19 protein-coding genes are annotated in these 18,385 nt (G+C 66.1%); 14 read left to right on the top strand and 5 right to left on the bottom strand.

The window, feature by feature from the left end; all coding sequences use genetic code 11:
- Positions 1 to 121: 121 nt before the first annotated feature.
- The 8 genes from NWF24_RS03445 to NWF24_RS03405 all read left to right on the top strand — a co-directional run bounded on the left by NWF24_RS03445 (position 122) and on the right by NWF24_RS03405 (position 7,278).
- The gene (locus NWF24_RS03445; protein ID WP_258352998.1) at positions 122 to 556 is read left to right on the top strand and encodes a hypothetical protein; all 435 of its coding nucleotides are present in this window, start codon (positions 122 to 124) and stop codon (positions 554 to 556) included.
- A gap of 107 nt (positions 557 to 663) precedes the next feature.
- Complete coding sequence (gene rtcR / locus NWF24_RS03440) at positions 664 to 2,268, top strand: RNA repair transcriptional activator RtcR (RefSeq protein WP_258352997.1); 1,605 nt, start codon at positions 664 to 666, stop codon at positions 2,266 to 2,268.
- Between the two features lie 16 nt (positions 2,269 to 2,284).
- Complete coding sequence (locus NWF24_RS34250; protein ID WP_375338437.1) at positions 2,285 to 3,145, top strand: 2'-5' RNA ligase family protein; 861 nt, start codon at positions 2,285 to 2,287, stop codon at positions 3,143 to 3,145.
- Positions 3,146 to 3,169: 24 nt separating this feature from the next.
- Entirely contained in the window at positions 3,170 to 4,471 is a 1,302-nt protein-coding gene (locus NWF24_RS03425; protein ID WP_258352996.1) for an SMI1/KNR4 family protein, read from the top strand.
- A gap of 44 nt (positions 4,472 to 4,515) precedes the next feature.
- Positions 4,516 to 5,091, top strand: coding sequence for an exonuclease (locus tag NWF24_RS03420; RefSeq protein WP_258352995.1), 576 nt, complete (start codon positions 4,516 to 4,518; stop codon positions 5,089 to 5,091).
- Entirely contained in the window at positions 5,088 to 5,948 is an 861-nt protein-coding gene (locus NWF24_RS03415; RefSeq protein WP_258352994.1) for an alpha/beta hydrolase, read from the top strand. The genes NWF24_RS03420 and NWF24_RS03415 overlap by 4 nt, the downstream gene beginning before the upstream one ends.
- A gap of 8 nt (positions 5,949 to 5,956) precedes the next feature.
- The gene (locus NWF24_RS03410; protein ID WP_258352993.1) at positions 5,957 to 6,907 is read left to right on the top strand and encodes an ornithine cyclodeaminase family protein; all 951 of its coding nucleotides are present in this window, start codon (positions 5,957 to 5,959) and stop codon (positions 6,905 to 6,907) included.
- A gap of 140 nt (positions 6,908 to 7,047) precedes the next feature.
- The gene (locus tag NWF24_RS03405; protein WP_093079631.1) at positions 7,048 to 7,278 is read left to right on the top strand and encodes a hypothetical protein; all 231 of its coding nucleotides are present in this window, start codon (positions 7,048 to 7,050) and stop codon (positions 7,276 to 7,278) included.
- Between the two features lie 4 nt (positions 7,279 to 7,282).
- On the opposite strand, the gene NWF24_RS03400 is transcribed toward NWF24_RS03405, so the two are convergent.
- Entirely contained in the window at positions 7,283 to 7,885 is a 603-nt protein-coding gene (locus NWF24_RS03400; protein ID WP_258352992.1) for a TetR/AcrR family transcriptional regulator, read from the bottom strand.
- Between the two features lie 124 nt (positions 7,886 to 8,009).
- On the opposite strand from NWF24_RS03400, the gene NWF24_RS03395 reads away from it, so the two are divergent.
- Positions 8,010 to 8,525, top strand: a complete 516-nt coding sequence (locus NWF24_RS03395; RefSeq protein ID WP_258352991.1) for a DinB family protein — start codon at positions 8,010 to 8,012, stop codon at positions 8,523 to 8,525.
- Positions 8,526 to 8,547: 22 nt separating this feature from the next.
- Here NWF24_RS03395 and NWF24_RS03390 read toward each other — a convergent pair whose 3' ends face one another.
- The gene (locus NWF24_RS03390; protein ID WP_093057575.1) at positions 8,548 to 8,964 is read right to left on the bottom strand and encodes a hypothetical protein; all 417 of its coding nucleotides are present in this window, start codon (positions 8,962 to 8,964) and stop codon (positions 8,548 to 8,550) included.
- Between the two features lie 255 nt (positions 8,965 to 9,219).
- Complete coding sequence (locus NWF24_RS03385; protein ID WP_258352990.1) at positions 9,220 to 10,899, bottom strand: WD40/YVTN/BNR-like repeat-containing protein; 1,680 nt, start codon at positions 10,897 to 10,899, stop codon at positions 9,220 to 9,222.
- 344 nt (positions 10,900 to 11,243) lie between these two features.
- Here NWF24_RS03385 and NWF24_RS03380 point away from each other — a divergent pair, with 344 nt between their 5' ends.
- The gene (locus NWF24_RS03380; protein ID WP_258352989.1) at positions 11,244 to 11,822 is read left to right on the top strand and encodes a DJ-1/PfpI family protein; all 579 of its coding nucleotides are present in this window, start codon (positions 11,244 to 11,246) and stop codon (positions 11,820 to 11,822) included.
- 77 nt (positions 11,823 to 11,899) lie between these two features.
- Positions 11,900 to 12,322 (top strand): ribbon-helix-helix domain-containing protein, encoded by a 423-nt coding sequence (locus NWF24_RS03375; protein WP_258352988.1) that lies wholly within the window; start codon positions 11,900 to 11,902, stop codon positions 12,320 to 12,322.
- Positions 12,323 to 12,362: 40 nt separating this feature from the next.
- On the opposite strand, the gene NWF24_RS03370 is transcribed toward NWF24_RS03375, so the two are convergent.
- On the bottom strand, positions 12,363 to 14,042 hold the full coding sequence (locus NWF24_RS03370; RefSeq protein WP_258352987.1) for an InlB B-repeat-containing protein: 1,680 nt from the start codon (positions 14,040 to 14,042) through the stop codon (positions 12,363 to 12,365).
- A 204-nt stretch (positions 14,043 to 14,246) separates the two neighbouring features.
- Between NWF24_RS03370 and NWF24_RS03365 the strand changes: the two genes are divergently transcribed.
- The 3 genes from NWF24_RS03365 (at position 14,247) to NWF24_RS03355 (ending at position 17,211) form a co-directional block, all read left to right on the top strand.
- Complete coding sequence (locus NWF24_RS03365) at positions 14,247 to 14,648, top strand: hypothetical protein (protein ID WP_258352986.1); 402 nt, start codon at positions 14,247 to 14,249, stop codon at positions 14,646 to 14,648.
- Between the two features lie 101 nt (positions 14,649 to 14,749).
- A complete protein-coding gene (locus tag NWF24_RS03360) occupies positions 14,750 to 15,358 on the top strand; it encodes a response regulator transcription factor (protein ID WP_258352985.1) in 609 nt (202 codons plus the stop codon).
- Positions 15,355 to 17,211 (top strand): ATP-binding response regulator, encoded by a 1,857-nt coding sequence (locus NWF24_RS03355; RefSeq protein WP_258352984.1) that lies wholly within the window; start codon positions 15,355 to 15,357, stop codon positions 17,209 to 17,211. Before NWF24_RS03360 ends, NWF24_RS03355 begins: the two co-directional genes overlap by 4 nt.
- A gap of 81 nt (positions 17,212 to 17,292) precedes the next feature.
- Here NWF24_RS03355 and NWF24_RS03350 read toward each other — a convergent pair whose 3' ends face one another.
- Positions 17,293 to 18,297, bottom strand: a complete 1,005-nt coding sequence (locus tag NWF24_RS03350) for a Bug family tripartite tricarboxylate transporter substrate binding protein (RefSeq protein WP_258352983.1) — start codon at positions 18,295 to 18,297, stop codon at positions 17,293 to 17,295.
- Positions 18,298 to 18,385 lie beyond the last annotated feature (88 nt).

Raw genomic sequence — 18,385 nt, 5'->3', positions numbered from 1 at the left:
GGTTATTCGTTTCGTTCAGTCACTCAATCCAGGCCCTCGAAAGGGCAGGCGGCGGGCACTGCGGTAGCCAAGGCCTGACGTGCAGCGGTCGCGCGGTTCGGTAGGTGCCTCCCGTCGTCGCATGTGCAACGCCGTCACTTCCCTCGCCGTCGATGGCTGCACGCAGTTCCTTGCCACACACGCGGTGCGCAAGCCGCCTGCGCTTGGCACGGTGTCGCGCGCCGCAAGGCATTTGCATGCCCTGCGCCATCGCTCCGGTGTGCCGGGGCGGAGGGGCTTTCGCCCCCATCAGATGGCGGTGCAAGCACCGCCGGGTTTTTCGCGGGAATCGAACCCGCAACGCCATGTGGTCAACACGGTGCTCAACCATGAGCAGAACTGGAACAAGCCCAGTTGCCAGCCAGTTCAACTGCGGCATACGGCAAACCCAAGGACAGACCTGGCTTGCTGCACCGGGCCGCTTTCATGCGGCACCTGCGAGCGGTTGAACTGCATCCTGACGGGTGATCTATTGCAGCCAGCGTGCCAGCTTGGCGCTGTTGCGGGCCGGCGTTGAACAAGTCGTTGATATGAAAGGAGAAATTCTTTTCTCGGCGCCATTGCTCGCGATATCAAGCTCGATAGAATTCACATTCATTTATAAATTTAGCTAGCTTTATATCCATGAAGCCAATCGTCGTCATCAGCTTCCTCGGCACCCAACTCGACGCCGGCCAGGGCGCCGGCCGCTGGAACAAGTGGCGTCCCACTGTCTCGCTCGCCCAGCACGAAGACATGGTCGTCTCGCGCATGGAGCTGCTCTACACGCTGCGACACAAGGCGCTGGCCGAAGTGGTGAAGGCCGACATCGCCACCGTGTCCCCCGAGACCACCGTCAACCTCGTGCCGCTCGACCTCGCGGACCCGTGGGATTTCGGCGAGGTCTACACGCGCCTCTACGACTGGGCGCGCGCCTACAGCTTCGACACCGAGCGCGAGCAGTACTGGACGCACATCACCACCGGCACGCACGTCGCGCAGATCTGCATGTTCCTGTTGTCGGAATCGCGCGTGGTGCCCGGCGTGCTGGCGCAGACCTCGCCGCCCAGGAAGCAGCGCGAAGGCGAGGCCGGCAAGTGCACGCTGATCGACCTCGACCTGTCGCGCTACGACGTGATCGCGCGGCGCTTCGATGCGGAGCAGCGCGATGCGGTCGCGTTCCTGAAGAGTGGCATCGCCACGCGCAACGCGCGCTTCAATGCGCTGATCGACGAAATCGAACGCGTGGCCGTGCGATCGCGCGCGCCGATCCTGCTGATCGGGCCGACGGGCGCGGGCAAGTCGTTCCTGGCGCGGCGCATGTTCGAGTTGAAGCAGGCACGGCACCAGATGACGGGGCCATTCGTGGAAGTGAACTGCGCGACGCTGCGCGGGGACGGGGCGGCGTCCACGCTGTTCGGGCACAAGAAGGGCTCTTTCACCGGAGCGGCAAGTGATCGTGCGGGCCTTCTGCGCACGGCGCATCAAGGCGCCCTCTTCCTCGATGAGATCGGCGAACTCGGGCTCGACGAGCAGGCGATGCTGCTGAAGGCGATCGAAGAGAAGCGTTTCTTCCCCGTGGGCGCCGACAAGGAAGTGGAGAGCGACTTCCAGCTGATTGCCGGCACCAACCGCGACCTGCGCAGCGACGTGGCCGAAGGCCGGTTCCGCGAAGACCTGTTCGCACGGATCAACCTCTGGACGTATGACCTGCCGGGCCTCGCGCAGCGCCCCGAGGACATCGAGCCCAACGTCGATCACCTGCTGGCCATTCACGCAACGGAGAACCATCGCGTGGTGCGCTTCAACGCCGAGGCACGCGCGGCCTACCTGCGTTTTGCGCAGAGCGGCGAAGCGATCTGGAGTGGCAACTTCCGAGATCTGTCGGCGAGCGTGACGCGGCTGGCGACGCTAGCCGATGGCGGGCGGATTCCGGTGGCGCTGGTAGAGGCAGAGATCGCGCGGCTGCGGTGGCTGTGGAAGCACCAGGGGCCGTCGGCGGCTGCGAGCGGCGACGTCGATCTTGATGCGTTGCTCGGCGAAGAGCGCGCAGCAGCGCTCGACCTGTTCGACCGCCTGCAGCTCGAAGCGGTGGTGCGCGTCTGCCGGCAATCGCGCAGCCTGTCCGATGCGGGTCGCCAGCTCTTCCAGGCCTCGCGCGCGCAGCGCAGCGTGGTGAACGATGCGGACAGGCTGCGCAAGTACCTCGTCAAGCACGGGCTCGACTGGGGCCAGATCGCCAACGCCTGAGCTATCCTCCGCCGCGATGGCCATCTCCGCATTCGCCGTGAAAGTCCCCGCTGCCGAGGCTCTTGTCGGGGACCTGCGCTGCCGCTACGACGCGACTGTGGCACTCGGAGTGCCGGCGCACATCACGGTGCTTGTTCCCTTCATGGCCCCTGCACTGATCACGCCCGAAGTGCTGGAGCGTGCGCAGCAGGTTCTGAACAAGACGCCGTCGTTTGACTTTTCCCTGGCCAGGGTCGGGCGCTTCCCCGAAACCGCCTACCTCGCACCGGAGCCGGCCGCGCCCTTCATCGAAATGACGATGGCGCTCGTGGAAGCCTTCCCCGATTTCCCTCCGTACGGCGGCGAACACCAAGGCGTCATTCCGCATCTGACGGTGGCGCACGGCAACTCGCTCGACGCGGATGCTGCAGCGGCCGAACTGCAGATTCGCCTCCTCGCGTCTGGCACCGTGCATGCAGCGTGCACCGAAGTCACGCTGATCGAAAACTCGTCCGGACGCTGGCAAGACTTGCATGTCTTCCAGCTGCCCCAATCCTCCACCCGACTCATGCGCAACGTCCTCTTCATCTGCAGCCGCAACCAGTGGCGCAGCCCGACCGCGGAACAACTCTGGCGCCGGCACCCGCTGATTTCCGCACGCTCCGCCGGCACGAGCCCGAATGCGCGACACAAGGTGTCCGTCGACGACATCGAATGGGCCGACGTCATCCTAGTGATGGAAGAAAAACACAAGTCACGGCTGATGGCCGAGTTCACGCGGATGCTGGAAGGCAAGCCGATCCACGTGCTCGACATTCCGGATGAATACAAATACATGGACCCCGAGTTGGTCGAAGAGCTTCAACGCTCGATTCCATCGATCCTCGGAATCGAGTGACTCGCAAAGAGGAATGAACCCGTCGTGACCGATATCCTGTCCCGCCTTCAAACGCTCAAGCGGCTCGACCTGGACTGCAGTTGCTTCGCGGCAAAAGCGCACTGGTACGACCTGAATCCGCCGCTTTCCGAAGAAGAGGTCGCGCAGGTGGAGGCAAAGCACCAGTGCAGGTTTCCCGATGAGTACCGCAGGTTCATCACCGAGATCGGGAATGGCGGCGCAGGCCCGGCGTATGGCGTGTTTCCTCTCGGCATGCAGGACCAGAGTCACGACCTCTCCAGTTGGGACGACGGCTACAAGCTCGCCGGAGACTTGTCGAAACCGTTCCCCTTGCGCAGCGCATGGAACCTCCCTGATGACTTCTGGAGCCAACAACCCGACCCGCCAGAAGACATGCCCGTCGACGAACAAGACCGGTTGCATGAAGCCTGGGACAAACGGCTTGAAAGCGACTACTACGCAACAAGCATCACTGACGGGGCCATCCCCATCTGCCATGAAGGATGCGCCTTGCGCAATTGGCTGGTCGTCAGCGGCCCGCTGGCAGGCACCGTCTGGCGCGACCTGCGCGCGGATTACGGCGGCATCGAGCCCTTCCTGAACAAGGATGGAACCCCTATGGGTTTCAACGACTGGTACTTGCACTGGGTCGAGCAGAACATCCAGCAAGTCTCCGAGTCGCAAGCACAGACCCGCTTCTCCGAGGCCTTCTCTCTCAGGCTGTCGAAGCTCTCGAACCCAAAGGCCGCGGCGTTTGCGATCTTCTGCGCCCAAGCCCTTTATCCCAACCTCGAGGCTTACGCCTCGGCCATCGGCTTCGGCAAAGAGTTCGCGCTACAGGATCGGTTGGATGAGGTGCTGTGGGCACAACTGCTGCTGCAGCATTTCGAGTTGCCGGTTGAATGCGACGAAATGGTGGACGGCATGCTCGGCGTGCAGCACGACCTGGCACGGCACCTGTCGTCGACAAAAACCCCCAGCCCTGACAACGCCGGCATGAAGGCCGCGATTTTTTCGTACATTGCCGCATGCGCGTTCTGGTTCGACAAAGGCAGCCCACAGCAGCTGCTGGCCGCCACGCAGGGCGCGGTCACCGGCGATCCCATGCTCAACGTGGCGGAATCCGAACTCCGTTGGGCGTTCGACCAGCTCGAGAGCGAACCGTCGGAATGGGCACCTGCAGGCACCGTCGAAAGCCTCAGAAATCGCGCAAAGGCCTGCAAGATATTCCTGTCGCCGGATGCGTCCGAGCCCGATGCTCCATCGGCAATCGCATCGGCAAAACATCCGTGGTGGAAGCGCTGGCTCTCCGCTACCTCGAATTAAGGAGGCATGCAGCACATCTGCAGCCAGGAAAGACTCCAACCCCCATGTCAGAAATCTACATAAGCACAGACGTCGAATCCGACGGCCCCATCCCCGGCCCGAACTCGATGCTCAGCTTCGGCTCGGCCGCCTACACGGCCGACAAGCAACTCGTCTCCACCTTCAGCGCCAACCTGCACACCCTGCCCGGCGCCGAGGCCGACGCCAAGACCGCCGCCTGGTGGAAGACTCAGCCCGAGGCCTGGGCCGCCTGCCGCACCGATCTGCAGGACCCGGCCCACGCAATGAAGAACTACGTGAGCTGGCTCAAGAGCCTGCCCGCGCGGCCGGTGTTCGTCGCCTACCCGGCGGGCTTCGACTTTCTTTTCGTCTACTGGTACCTGATGCGCTTCGCGGGCGAGAGCCCGTTCAGCCACTCGGCGCTCGACGTCAAGTCGTTTGCCATGGCGATGCTCAAGCTCGACTACCGCGACAGCACCAAGCGCGCCATGCCGCGCCGCTGGTTCGACAAGCTGCCGCACACGCACGTCGCGCTGGACGACGCCATCGAGCAAGGCGCCCTCTTCTGCAACATGCTCGCGGAGAACCGCGCGGCCACCGCAGGCTGCAAGCAGACATGACGAACAGCGCTGTCCGCCGGTGGTGCAAGAAGCTTGCGCTGTGCACGCTGCCGCTCATGCTGGCGGGCTGCATGCAGTCGATGTTCTATTACCCCGACAGCGTGGCCTATGAAACGCCCGACGTTCTGGGCCTGCGCTACGAGAGTGTGCAGTTCACCAGCGCAGACGGCACGCGCCTGAGCGGCTGGTTCCTGCCCGCGGAGAACCGCCGAAACCCGAAGGAAGCCAAGGGCACGGTGGTGCACTTCCATGGCAACGCGCAGAACATGAGCACGCACTGGCGCTTCGCGGCCTGGCTGCCGAAGCAGGACTACAACGTGTTCGTGTTCGACTATCGCGGCTACGGCCAGTCTGAAGGCAAGCCGGAGCCCAAAGGCGTGTTCGAGGACTCCAACGCCGCGCTGAACTACGTGCGCTCGCGCAACGATGTCGACGCGCAGCGGCTGTTCGTCTTCGGGCAGAGCCTGGGCGGCACCAATGCCATTGCGGTGGTGGGCGCTGGCAACCGGGCTGGCGTGAGAGCGGCCGCCATCGAGTCGACCTTCTATTCCTACTCGTCGATTGCCAACGACAAGCTGTGGGGTGCGGGCATGCTGGTGAGCGACGAGTACGCGGCGTCGAAGTACGTGGCGGCCGTGTCGCCCATTCCGCTGCTGCTGATCCACGGCACGGCCGACCAGGTGATTCCGCCCACGCATTCGAGGCGCCTGCTGGCCGATGCGCGCGAGCCCAAGCGGCTGATCGAAGTGCCAGGCGCCAGCCACCTCGAGCCGATGACGGCCCTGCGGTACGGCGCCGCCTACCGCAAGGCGCTGACCGCGTTCTTCGAATCCGCGCAGCATCCGCTGCAGCAATGACGACAGCCATGAAGCATTTCGACGAAGCCGCCACCCGCGCACCGCTGAGCTTCGAGCGGCTGGTGCCCGCGCTGCGCGCGGCCTTCACGGCCGGAGCCCAGGTGCCGCCGCGCCACGTGCATGGCATCGAGACTGCGGGAAGCGACGGCAGCAGCAGAGGCACCGTGCTCATCATGCCGGCGTGGAGCGACGCGGGCTTCCTCGGCATCAAGACCATCAACATCTTTCCCGGCAACAGCGCACGCGGCCTGCCCGGGCTGCATGCGACCTATGTGCTGTACGACGCGCACACCGGCGTGCCGCTGGCGATGATGGACGGCAACGAGATCACCGCGCGCCGCACGGCCGCGGCGTCGGCGCTGGGCGCGTCGTTCCTGGCGCGGCAGGACGCGCATCGGCTGCTGGTGCTGGGCACCGGTCGCATCGCTCGCATGCTGCCGGCCGCACACGCGAGCGTGCGGCCCATCGACGAACTGTGGGTGTGGAACCACCGGGCCGAAGGCGCCGAAGCTCTGGCCGCGCAGTGGCGCGCCGAGGGCTGGAACGCGCGGGCGGTCACCGACCTGGAAGCGGCCGTGCGCCGGGCCGACATTGTGAGCTGCGCCACGCTGGCCACCGCGCCGCTGGTGCGCGGCGAATGGCTGGCGCCGGGTTCGCACCTGGACCTGATCGGCAGCTTCACACCCGCGATGCGCGAGGCCGACGTGCAGTGCTTTGCAGGCGCGCAAACCTTCGTGGACACAGAAGAGGCGCTGCAGAAATCTGGCGATCTGCTCGACGCGATGGCTGCCGGCGCGCTGCGTGCGGAAGAGGTCCGGGGCACGCTGGCCACGCTGTGCCGCGCGGAGCATCCGGGCCGCTCGGTCGCCGGAGAACGCACCGTGTTCAAGGCCGTCGGCAGTGCCCTGGAAGACCTGACCGCCGCCACTCTCGTGTGGCAATCGAGAGACACGAGCTAAGCCTTATGGCCTAGTTTTTGGCCGCCCAAGCCCCTTGAGGGCGGGTTTTTCCTACATCTAGATACGTCGTGTGGCCAATAGCGCACACGCCGCATCGCGGATATCGTGCTCCTCACACCATCGACTGGGGGGACCACGTCATGCTCAGCACCGACCACAAAGCCAACATCCTCCGCAAGGCCGGATACGCCGTGCCAGCCAAGCCGGGAAGTGCCGACAGCATCTACCAGACGGCCCAGTGCTGGGAAAAAGCGATCGACACGCTCTACGTGTCGTACTCCGCCAGCCGGGCCGCCAAGAGCCTGCGGGATGCAGAGGAAGCGCGCATGCTGGCCTTGCTGCAATTGCGCTCGACCAAGGCCTACGCCTGAGCGTTCACGCTGCCTGCTGGCGGTCCCGCAGGTAGGCAAGGATCAACCTGACAAGTTCGCTTCTGAGCGCGGGCAAGCCCAGGTCGCCACGATGCGCCGCCGCGTGGACGACCCCTTCGACGGCGGATGAGAGCACGCGGGCGGCCGTCTCGTCGTCACCAGCGCCACCGTTCGTGTTCGCGCTCGCTGCGATCAGCGCCCGGTAGCGTCGCTGGTATTCCGCCTCGAACTCTGCATAGCTCGACCGCGCCACGAGCGGCACCTCGTCGAGCAGAACCCGGTGCAGCGCCTCGTCGACCGAATGGGCGGCAATGACACCGTCGGCAAACCGTGTCACCCGCTGGTCGAGCGAGACGGCTTCGTTGTCATCCCCAGCGCTGGACAACGCCACGAGCACCTCGTCGAGATGACGCTGGCGGATCGCTTCGGCAATCGCCAGCTTGTTCGGGAAGTACTGGTAGAGCGAGCCAACGCTCACGCCCGCGACGGCAGCGATCTCGTTGGTCGTGAACCGCGCCCATCCGCGGCGCGCCAGAACGCGAGTTGCGGCTTCGACGATCACGTCCACCGTGACGCGCGAACGCTGCTGGCGCGGCGCTTTGCGCATGGTCCTGCGCGGCGGGGGAATGCGAGTACCCAAGTTCGAGGCTCCACTCAAGAATAGGACCGCACGCTGGCGGCCATCCTATGAAACGCGAGGCGTGCATTTCATGGTTCAAGGGGAGATTGTGATGAGTACGCAGACGCTTCTGACTTCGCTGTTCCAGTACAAGGCCTGGGCTGACGAGGGGCTGCTCGCCGGTCTGGCCGACCTGGCCAGGCAAGGCCCACCCGACGAATACCGCATGGCGCTTCGCGTCTTCAACCACGCCTGCATCGTCGACCGCATCTTCGTCGCGAATGTCCAGCGCATGACGCACGCCTACACCGCGACGGGTGCGCAAGAGCCACCACTGCTGGAGGCACTGGCCAAGGCGGTGAGGGAAACCGATCGCTGGTACATCGACTACGTCGCACGCCTGAACCCTCAGGAGTTCGAGGAAAGCATCGAGTTCACGTTCACCGACGGAAACCCGGGGCGGATGTCGCGCGAGGAGATGCTGGCCCACGTGGCGACTCATGCGGGCTATCACCGGGGCGAAGTCGGCCGCATCCTGACCCAGCTCACGGGCTCGTCGCCGCCCGACACATTCACCGGCTATCTGCATCAGGCCGAGCCCGCGCGCCGCGCGCGGAACAGTGCGTAGCGGCGGCGCTTTCGGAACTTGCTTACTTGCCCTGTGCCGACTGCAGCACGGGGTTCTGCATGGTCGAGATGACCCGGCTGTTGACGCGCGAGCCGCCGGTCACGTTCTGGTCGGGCGCCGCGGCGGTGGCCATGGCTTCCTGGTAGACCTGAGCCGGGTCACGGCTGGACGTGAACGGATCGGCGCCGCGCGAGCCGCGCGTCACGTTCTGATTGGGCGCGCTGGCAGTTTCGACGGCCTGCTTGTACACAGCTTCAGGATCGGCCACGGACTTGAACGGATCGGCGCCGCGCGAGCCGCGCGTGACGTTCTGGTCCGGTGCATGGGCGGCGGCAATGGCTTCGGCTTCGACGGCTTCGCGGGTGCGCTGCTGGGCGTTGGCGGAAGCGACTGCAAGCACGGTGAGCGCAGCAGCGAGGGCGAGTTGGGTGGTCTTCATGATTCGGCCTTTTCTGTGAGTTGTCTGCCTGTCCGGATGAGGTCGGCCCGGAGATGCGGGAAAACCCTGAGCGAGACTATTCAGGCGAAAAGGCAGGTCAATGACGACCCTGTGGCGTGGCACAGCTCTTTGGCGTGCCCTGCAATCTTTGCGAACTTCTGTTAACCGCGTCGGCGCCTTCCCTCAACCAGACGCGCGCGTAATGGCGCGCGGCGTGCGCACGACGCTCATCTGAGGCCGGCGCCCGGTCGACGCTCAGTCGTCCTTCACGATCCGCCAAGTCTTGCCTTCGTCTGCGGATCGAACAATCGCGTTGTCCGGCAAGAAAGCGAGCAGCGATCCGTCGGAGCGGTCCACCATCATCTGCCGCACCGCATAGGGACCGGTGAGACCCGGTGAACTGCCCGTGTGCGCCCAGCTCTTTCCACCGTCGCGCGTCGTCATCAAACCGAGCGGCCCCGGGAAAACGCCGGGTGCGATCGGTGAGACGGCATAGGCGGTCTTGCTGTCCTTGAAGGCAATCGTGACCACGAACCGGCTGGTGTTCAGGTCTGTCCACGTCTTGCCCACGTCCTTCGAGAGCAGCGTGGACTTCGTCATGAGCACGGTCTGCGACACCAGCGTGCCGTCGGGCAATGCGTTCACGTCGAGCGTCGATTGACCGTTGCTGACTCGCGTAACCGTCTTGCCATCCGTCATGTGCAGATCGCCGTTGGGCATCATCACGCCCGCCGCGTTGGGCAGGCCGACGACCATCGTCCGCTTCCACGGGACGTTGATCGATTGCGTATCCGGAAACTCGCCGAGCTTGCGCCACTTGCCGGCGTCAAGGTCTTCGGACACATAGGCTGACCAGAGACGGTCGCTGCGAGAGAAGACGACCACGCTGCCGTCGCTCATCGGCTGGGCCAGCTGAATGAGGCCGTCGTCCGGCGGAGCAAACTGCTTCCAGCTCAAGCCCTCGTCCGTGGAAAGACGCAGCAGCCCCTCTTCGCCGGCAGCAAGCAAGCCGCCACGGAAGGGGCGCACCGAAAGCACTTCGCGCCAGGTACCGACGTCGAGTTCCTTCCAGCGGGTCGTGCCCGCCTTGCGCCACAGCACCTTGCCCAGCTTGCTACCGGCCATGAATTCGCCGTCTGCGGTTTGGACAAGACCGTTCCACAGCGACGCTCTGCGCTTGGACTCGGACGTCAGCGCGGCGCGGCGCTCGAGGTCCGCCGTAGGAGTGAAGCCGTGCGTAGGACGGCCCCGCGTCTGGCTGGCCAGCGCCGGATAGAGCGTTTCGAAGGACTTCTGCAGTTCCTCTTCGGGCGGCACATAGGCGATGAAGAAGCGGGTGCCCATGCGAGGCTGGATGAGCAGCGTTCCGAGCAGCGTGACTTCACCTTTCACCACATCAAAGCTGCCGAACTTCGCATCGATCGGAAAGGTGTAGACCATGTTGCCCTGGCCGCCCATGGCGTTCTTGATCACGTACCGGCCCGGGTTCACCATGCCGCTGAACACGGCGGTGGTGTAGGTGGCCTGCCGGGTCCGCACGAGGGTGACGAGATCGCGCCCGGTCTGCTTTTCGCCAGGCGCCAGCACGCGCTCCAGATGAAGCGACGAAAGGCTTTCAGCGGGGTCGTTTTCGCCGGGGCTATTGGTAATGAGCTTGAGGACTACCGCGCCTTCCTGCCCAGTCAATGTCTGCTGGGAGGCAATGGGTGCGGTGGTGCAAGCGACAAGGACGGCGCATGCGGCAAGAAAGGAAAGGTATCGCAGGACGCGTTGGATGAGCGGGGCACTCGGTCTCACGGAAGACTCCTCGTTTTCATTTTTCGGAAGGATGGACAGCGAAGCAATGTTGCGCGAACGACGACGGCGCCCTCTGCGGGCCGCAGCCGAAGGGGCGCTCTTTGAAGGAGCATGGGTTGGGGGTTGTGCATGCGGCAATGCCGACGCAAAAGAAAGAGGGCAGTTGCCGCACGCGCAGCCAACCGGCTGGCCGCTGCACGCGCAGCCGGCGCATCTCCTCCCATGTTTTCCCCTCGTTGTTCTTGCTTGTCGGGCGCGGCCTCTGTGCTCGCGCCCGCCGCGAAGATACATTCCGCAACGTCCAAAAGCAAGTTCGCGGAAGCCCCGATCGCGGCAAACCACAAGCCGCCGTTGATCCAGGCTCTGCAAGGCGGAATCACAGCCGGCTGCTACCCGCTGCGCACTCCCTCTTCGAATAATGCGGCGACGGCCAGCGCCCCGGCGCCAAGCCGCATTCCAACCTCATTCGAAGGAGACAAGAGATGGCTCGCAAGATCCTGATGCTCTGCGGCGACTACGCCGAAGACTACGAAACCATGGTGCCCTTCCAGACCCTGCTCGCCGTGGGCCACACGGTGCATGCCGTGGCGCCGGACAAGAAGGCCGGCGACTGGATTCACACCGCCATCCACGACTTCGAAGGGGCGCAGACCTACAGCGAAAAGCCGGGCCACCGCTTCACGCTGAACGCCAACTTCGCCGACGTTCGCCCCGAGGCCTACGACGCGCTCGTCATTCCCGGCGGCCGCGCGCCCGAATACCTGCGCATGCACAGCCGCGTGGTGGAGATCGCGCGGCATTTCCTGGCCACCAACAAGCCGCTGGCGGCGGTGTGCCACGGCGCGCAATTGCTCGCGGCCACAGGGCTGCTGAAGGGCCGCAAGGTGTCGGCCTACCCGGCCTGTCAGGTCGAGGTGGAACTGGCGGGCGCCGAGTACATGGGCATTCCGGTCGATCAGGCCGTGACCGATCGCAACCTGGTCACCGCGCCCGCATGGCCGGCGCACCCGGCGTGGCTCTCGCAGTTCCTGGTTGTGCTGGGCACGCGCATCGAACACTGATCGACCGGCGCCCGCTGCGCCACGGGCGGCGCTACAGTGCGTGCGTCCCCACCTCATCCCTCACAAGGAGGCCGCCCATGTGCGAAGTCTTCATCAGTGCCGACCCGCAGAGCTACGACGCGCGCACACGCTCGGTGCGGCTGCACGGCGTCGTCACCAGCATCCGCCTGGAGAACCTGTTCTGGCAGGTGCTCGAAGAAATCGCGCAGCGCGACGGCATGGTCGTGGTGCAGCTCATCGAGCGGCTTTACGACGAGCTGGTGGCTGCGCGCGGCGAAGTCGGCAACTTCGCGTCATTCCTGCGGGTGAGCGCCTTGCGCTACGAGGCGATGGTGGCGCAGGGGCGGATTCCGGCCGATACCTCGGTGGCCATTCGCTCGCTCGATGCGGAAACCGTGCTGCATGAGCTGCCGCAGGGGTGGGGAAGATCGACGCCTGCGCAGCCGCCCGACGAGACGCGCGTGCGCACGCTCCACGTGGCCGCACGGCGGCGGGCTTAGTCGCCGCCCCGGCCCGCGACTGCACACAGCAGCGCGAGGCCTATCTGCCAGAACCGTACTGGCGGATGTAGATGCGCGTTCCCGCAGCCGGGTCAAACTGTTGCCAGGCCAGGACCGCGTTCCCCAGTTCGTTCATGCCGATGTCGGGCGTCTGGGCCGCTTCATCGCTGCTTTCCTGCAGCGCCTGCGCGCCCCAAGCTCCGGCCAGCGTGTGGCGGGCTGCAGAGAGGTCGCCGGTCCCCGCGCCGTTGGCCTGGGTCCACGCTGCCAGCGCATTCGTCGCGTCATCCACGCCCAGCGCGGGCAGGCTCGTCAGCGCCTGTGAAACTGCCGGCCGGACCACGGTGTCCGCACCGAATGCCGCGCCCGGCGCCGCCGTTGCGGCCATGAGCGCGTTGTCCAGCCGCCCCCAGCTCACCACGGCCGCACCGGCCGCGTTCATGCGCAGCACAGGTGTGCTCAGCAAGGCCTGCGTCGACATGAACGGCGCGCCCACGCGTGCGGTGCCGCCCTGCCAGGCGCCTCCCGAGAACCGCTTGAACCACACGGCACTCTCCCATTGGTTGCCGCCGCCGGGCAGGTCGACCTGGCCCCAGGCCAGCAGCGCATTGCCGCCGGCATCGATTGCCAGATCGTGCGCGCCGATCGACTGCGCGGTGCCGGCGTCCGGCACGAGTTCAGCCGCCGCGGCCCAGGTGCCACCCGCATCGGCGCGATTGGTCCAGAGCGAGGCGCTGCTGCCGGTGGAGCGCTTCCACACGGCCAGCGATTCGCCCGAGCCCGCCACCACGACCGCCGGGTCGCCGTCCACGGTGCCCACAACCTCGTCGGTCTCGATCAGCGCGGCCGTGCCCCAGCCACCCGCCGGCGTGTAGCGGTTGGCATAGATACTGAAGCGGGTGGCGGGACCGATCTGCGACCACACGGCGACGGCATTGCCGTTGGCGTCGATGCCCGCGCTCGCGAAGCCGACCGTGCCGCTGCCGGTCTCCAGCAGCGCCGGCGTGCCCCAGCCGGTCGATGGGTCGACTTGCAGCGCCCACAGGTCATAGCCCGTTACCGAGCTCAACTGCGTCCACACCACGACGGCACGGCCGCTCGGCTTGTCGATGGCGACACGGACGTCGCGCACCGCACCGTTGTTGGCCTCGAGGCGCTGCGGCGTGCTCCAGCCGCCGCCGGGTTGGTAGAGGCTGCCCCACAGCCTGTCCGTCAGCGAATTGACCTCGAGTTGACGCCACACGACCAGCGCGCGCCCTTGCGCATCGACCCCCACCTTCGGCAAGCTGGCTCCGGCGGCGGACAGCGTGACCGCATCGCCCCAGCCGACCACCGGCGGTGCGGCGACGAACGCGGCCGTGACGGTGAGCGCGGCGTCCACGCGCACGGTGCAGGTGTCGGCATTGCTGCTGCACGCGCCGCCCCAACTGCCGAGCACCTGCCCCGCCGCCGGCGTGGCCGTGAGCGTGACCTGCGTGCCCGACGCGAAGTCCGCGCCGCAGCTGTCGGCGCAGTCGATGCCCGCAGGCCGCGACGCGACACGACCGGCGCCGGTGATGCTCACGTCCATCCGATGCGTCACCGCGACGGGCGGCGGAAAGCCGATGGGTGGAAGCAAGCCGCCACCGGCCCCTCCTGCGCCGCCGCCCCCGCAGGCCGTCAACAGGGCCAGGCTCCACACACAAGCCATCCATCGCCTGCAGGCGCTCTTCTTCGTCATAACTGCCATTCCTCGTTAGCTGACACCGGGGCCCGGCGCCTTCTGTGCTCGTTCAAGAGGGTCGGATCGTAGGAAGGAGGTTCGGCGCGGGCCATAGCACCATCGGGCACCTGCCCGATGGTGCTGTTTCCCGGAGTGCGGTGTTTGGCTAGGCTGGGGGTTCCAGTGCGGGTTCGCTCGCATCCCTGAACTTCCCGGCGTTGCATGACACCTTCACCCACCTCCCTCTTCTTCGTGCTTCTCGCTGCCACCGTCCTCGTGGGTGGGTGCGCATCGCATGCCGTGACCGACGACGCCATCGTCACCAACACCTCACGTGCGTTGGGCCTGCCGCCCTCTGCGTTCACCATCTCGAACCGGGCCGACAGCGGCGTGCAGACGACCTTCCTGGCCAAGACCGACGGCGGCCGCACGTACAACTGCTACGTGGAAGGGTCAGTGTCGGTGGTGGGCCGGGTGCTCAGCGACGCCATCTGCCAGGAGATGCGCCAGAGCGATGCGCCCGCGTCCGCGCGTCGTTCCAATGCCAGGCCGGCGACCGGCACCGCACCAGCACCCGCTCCTGCCTGCAACGCGCTGCTGCGCGCCGCCGGTCGTTGCAACTGAGAACTGAGGCGCGGGCTCGCGCCACACCCACCGGTGTGGACAATGGCACCCTACGAGGAGATGGCGTGGCCTGCCGGGCTCGCGCCGAGGATCACGGCACCATGAAACTCCTGCTTGTCGACGATCACCCGCTGTTCGGTGTCGGCTTTGCGCATGCGCTGACGCACGCGCGGCCCGACTTCGAGGTGGAGACCGCCCTGTCGCTAGGGCAGGGCGTGGAACGCGCCTCGCAGTGCCCGCCGGACATCGTGCTGATCGACTACCGCCTGGGCGGCGAAGACGGCCTCGAAGGGCTGCGCCTGTTCGGCGCCCGGCACCCCCTCGTGTCCCGCCTGATGATCTCGGGCGACGAAGAACCGGCACTCGCCGCGCGCGCACGTGCCGCAGGCGCGGCCGGCTTCATCGGAAAGTCGCAGTCGGTGGCGCGCATCGCCGCCGCGCTGGACGAAGTGGCGGCGGGCGGCGAGGCTTTCGATGTGCTGCAGCCGCGCGCCGGCCTGCCTGCTTCCAACCTGACGCCGCGGCAGCTCGAAGTGCTGCTGCTGGTCGCCCAAGGCCGGCAGAACAAACAGATCGCCGCCGAGCTGAACATCGCGGAACGCACGGTCAAGCTCCACATCACGGCCCTGCTCGACACCATGGACGCGCGCAACCGCACCCACCTGCTGGTGCAGGCGCGGCGCGCGGGGCTGATGCTGGATTTGCGATGAGGCCGCAGCCCTCCACTTCCGACTCTTTTTCTCCCGCGCAAACGCCGCGCGCACGCGGCTTCATCGCCTCGCGCCTGTCCTTCTCGGATCTTCAGTTCCAGCAACTGGAGCAGATGATCCGCTCCACGCCCTGGGCGTGGATCCTGGCCGCCGCCGCGGGGTTTCTGTGCTACCTCGAATACAGGGACGGCGTGGACGGCCAGCGCGTGAAGGCATGGTTCGCCGTCTACTGCGTCATCGTCGCCGCGCGCATGGGCATTTGGCTGGCTTGGGCGTTGCGGCCGGGGCTTCGCGCGAACCTGCCGGCGATGGTGCTGCCCATCATGGCCACCAACCAGCTCATGGCCTTCTCGTTCGGTGTGCTGTGCGTGCTGCTGCAAAGCGACGGGCCGGCGCAGGCCGAGGCCATTCTTCACATCACCATGGTCACGGTCTCGCTGGGCGGAGCGATCCGGCTCTCCACGATGGGCCGAGCGGCCACCGTCTATGTGGTGCTCATTCTCGGGCCGCTGGTATTGCGCGACATCTGGTTCGGCGGCAGCTATCACGTGGCCATGGCCTCGATCGTGTCGCTCATCGGCGTCTACACGTTGCTCAGCGCCAGGGAGCTGTCCTCAGCGCTTCACGAGATCCAGGCGCAGCGCCGGCGCAATGCCGAACTGGTGATTGCGCTGAGTGCCGAAAACGAGCGCAGCAGCTCGGCCCGGCGAACAGCCGAAGAGGCCGTGGCCGCGCGCATGCGCTTCTTCGCCTCGGCCAACCACGATCTTCGGCAACCGCTCAATGCGATGGCATTGCTGGCGCAGACCGTGCACACCGTCAGCACCGAGCACCGCGTGAAGGAGATGTCGGAGCAGTTGGTGGCCTGCGCCGACGGCATGACCGACGTGGTGGACGACCTGCTCGACATCACGCGCGCCGACGCCGGATCGCTCAGCCCGCAGTGGTCGACCTTTGCCATCGACGAACTGCTGGGCGACTGCTGCCGGCCGCACCAGGCGGTGGCCATCGCGAAGGGGCTGTGCTTCGAAATCTCCGCCGGCCATGTGGCCGTGCGCAGCGACCGGGCCTTGCTGGCCAGGGTGGTCACCAACCTGCTGGCGAATGCCATCCGCTACACGCGCGAGGGACAGGTGCGCATCAGCAGCCAAAAAATCGACGGCGACCGGTTGAAGCTGACCATCGAGGACACGGGCATCGGCATTTCTTCCGAGCATCTGCCGCACGTTTTCGAGGAGTTCTACCAGGTCGACAATCCGGCGCGCGACCGGCGGCTGGGCTACGGCCTGGGGCTGGCCACCGTCAAGCGGCTGAGCGAACTGCTGGACCTTCGGGTGACTGCCCGCTCGGTACAGGGGCAAGGCAGCGTGTTCGAACTTCATCTTCCCTTGGCCGATGCCGCCATGAGCGAACAGAGGGAGGATGTCGAGCGACCCGTCGCATCGTCATCGGCCACCCCATTGGCGGTGCGAATACTGGTGGTCGACGATGACCCGAGCTCGTTGCAGGCGCTTGACGGGCTGCTCGCTTCATGGGGAATGGACGTCCGGTCCGCAAGCGATGTCGGGGGCGCACTGGACGTGCTCCACGCCGGCTTCAGGCCCCACGCGCTGGTGGTGGACTTGCGACTGGGGCCGCAAGTGAGCGGCATCCAGGCCATCGAGGATCTGCGGTCAGCACTGAACGAGGCCGAACTGCCCGCGTTGATCGTCACCGGCGATGTGGGAGGCGACTATCTGGATGCGGCACGCGCGGCGGGGCTGCCGGTCATCGTGAAGCCGGTGCGGCCCTCCCAGCTCCGGGCGTTTCTGGGTCACATTCAGGCACTCGGTCGGCAAGGCGTTGCCGAGTGATGCCGCAAACAAAAGCGGCCCCGGCGCTTTCGCGGGGGCCGCATGGCGGTCAGATCGGCGCAGGCGGCCTGCGCAACCCGATCAATCCAGCGAAACGTTCGCCTTGCGGATCACGTCGGTGAACCGCTTCGTCTCGCTCGCCACGAACTCATCGAACTGCGGGCGCGTGGTCGGGAAGGGCTCGTAGCCGAAACTCTTGAACTTCTCCAGCACGTCGGGTTCGGCCAGGCCCTTTTCGATGTCGCGCTTGATCTTCTCGGTGACCGATGCGGGCAGGCCCTTGGGCACCGCGATCGCGTTCCAGCCGATGACTTCGAAGCCCTTCGGTCCGCCCGATTCGCTGACCGTCGGCACATCGGGGAAGGCTGCCACGCGTTGCGGCGCGGCAGCCGCCAGGAAGCGCAGCTTGTTCGCCCGCTGCAGCGGGCCGGCCGTGGCGCTGCTGCCCAGCGCAAAGGCCAGCTCGCCCGTTGCCACGGACGTGTAGAGCTGCGTGGTTTCCTTGTAGATCACGTGTTCCATCTGCGTGCCGGTGGCCGACTCGAAGAGCTCGGAGCCCAGGTGCACCGGGTTGCCGACCGACCACGAGCCGTAGTCGAGCTTGCCGGGGTTGGCCTTGGCGTCGGCGATCAGGTCGCCCACGGTCTTGTACTTGCTGTTGGTGGCAACGGTGAAGAAGAAATACGTCTTGAACAGCGGCAGCAGCGCGTCGAAGTCCTTTGCCGAGTCGTAGGGCAGCTTCTTGAACAGCGCGGGGTACGCGGCCAGGTGCACGTTGTCGAGCACGATGATGTCGTGGCCGTCCTTGGCGCCGCGCTTGAAGGCGTCGATGGCGATGAAGCCGTTGCCTCCCGGGCGGTTCTCGACCACCACGGGCTGACCCCAGGCGCGCGAAAGCTTGTCGGCCACCAGGCGTGCCACGCCATCGGGGCCGCCGCCCACGGGGAACGGCGTGATGATGCGCACGGGCTTGCTGGGAAAGGCCTGCTGCGCCGGTGTCGTTGCAGGCAGCAGGGCTGCGGTTGCCAGCGCAAGCGCGGCCAGGCCGGCGCTGCGGCGCGTTGTCTTCGACGTGTGGTTCTTCATCCTCTGATCCTTTTCTCTCTGTCCTCTTGGGTTAAAAAAATGCCATCGGGCCGCTATGCCTGCGGCTTCCGATGGCCTTGTCTTCTTG

This window comes from Variovorax paradoxus (assembly GCF_024734665.1).
Taxonomy (GTDB): domain Bacteria; phylum Pseudomonadota; class Gammaproteobacteria; order Burkholderiales; family Burkholderiaceae_C; genus Variovorax.
Note: the sequence above shows the minus strand (reverse complement) of the source record. Positions and strands in the feature narration are given on the sequence as shown.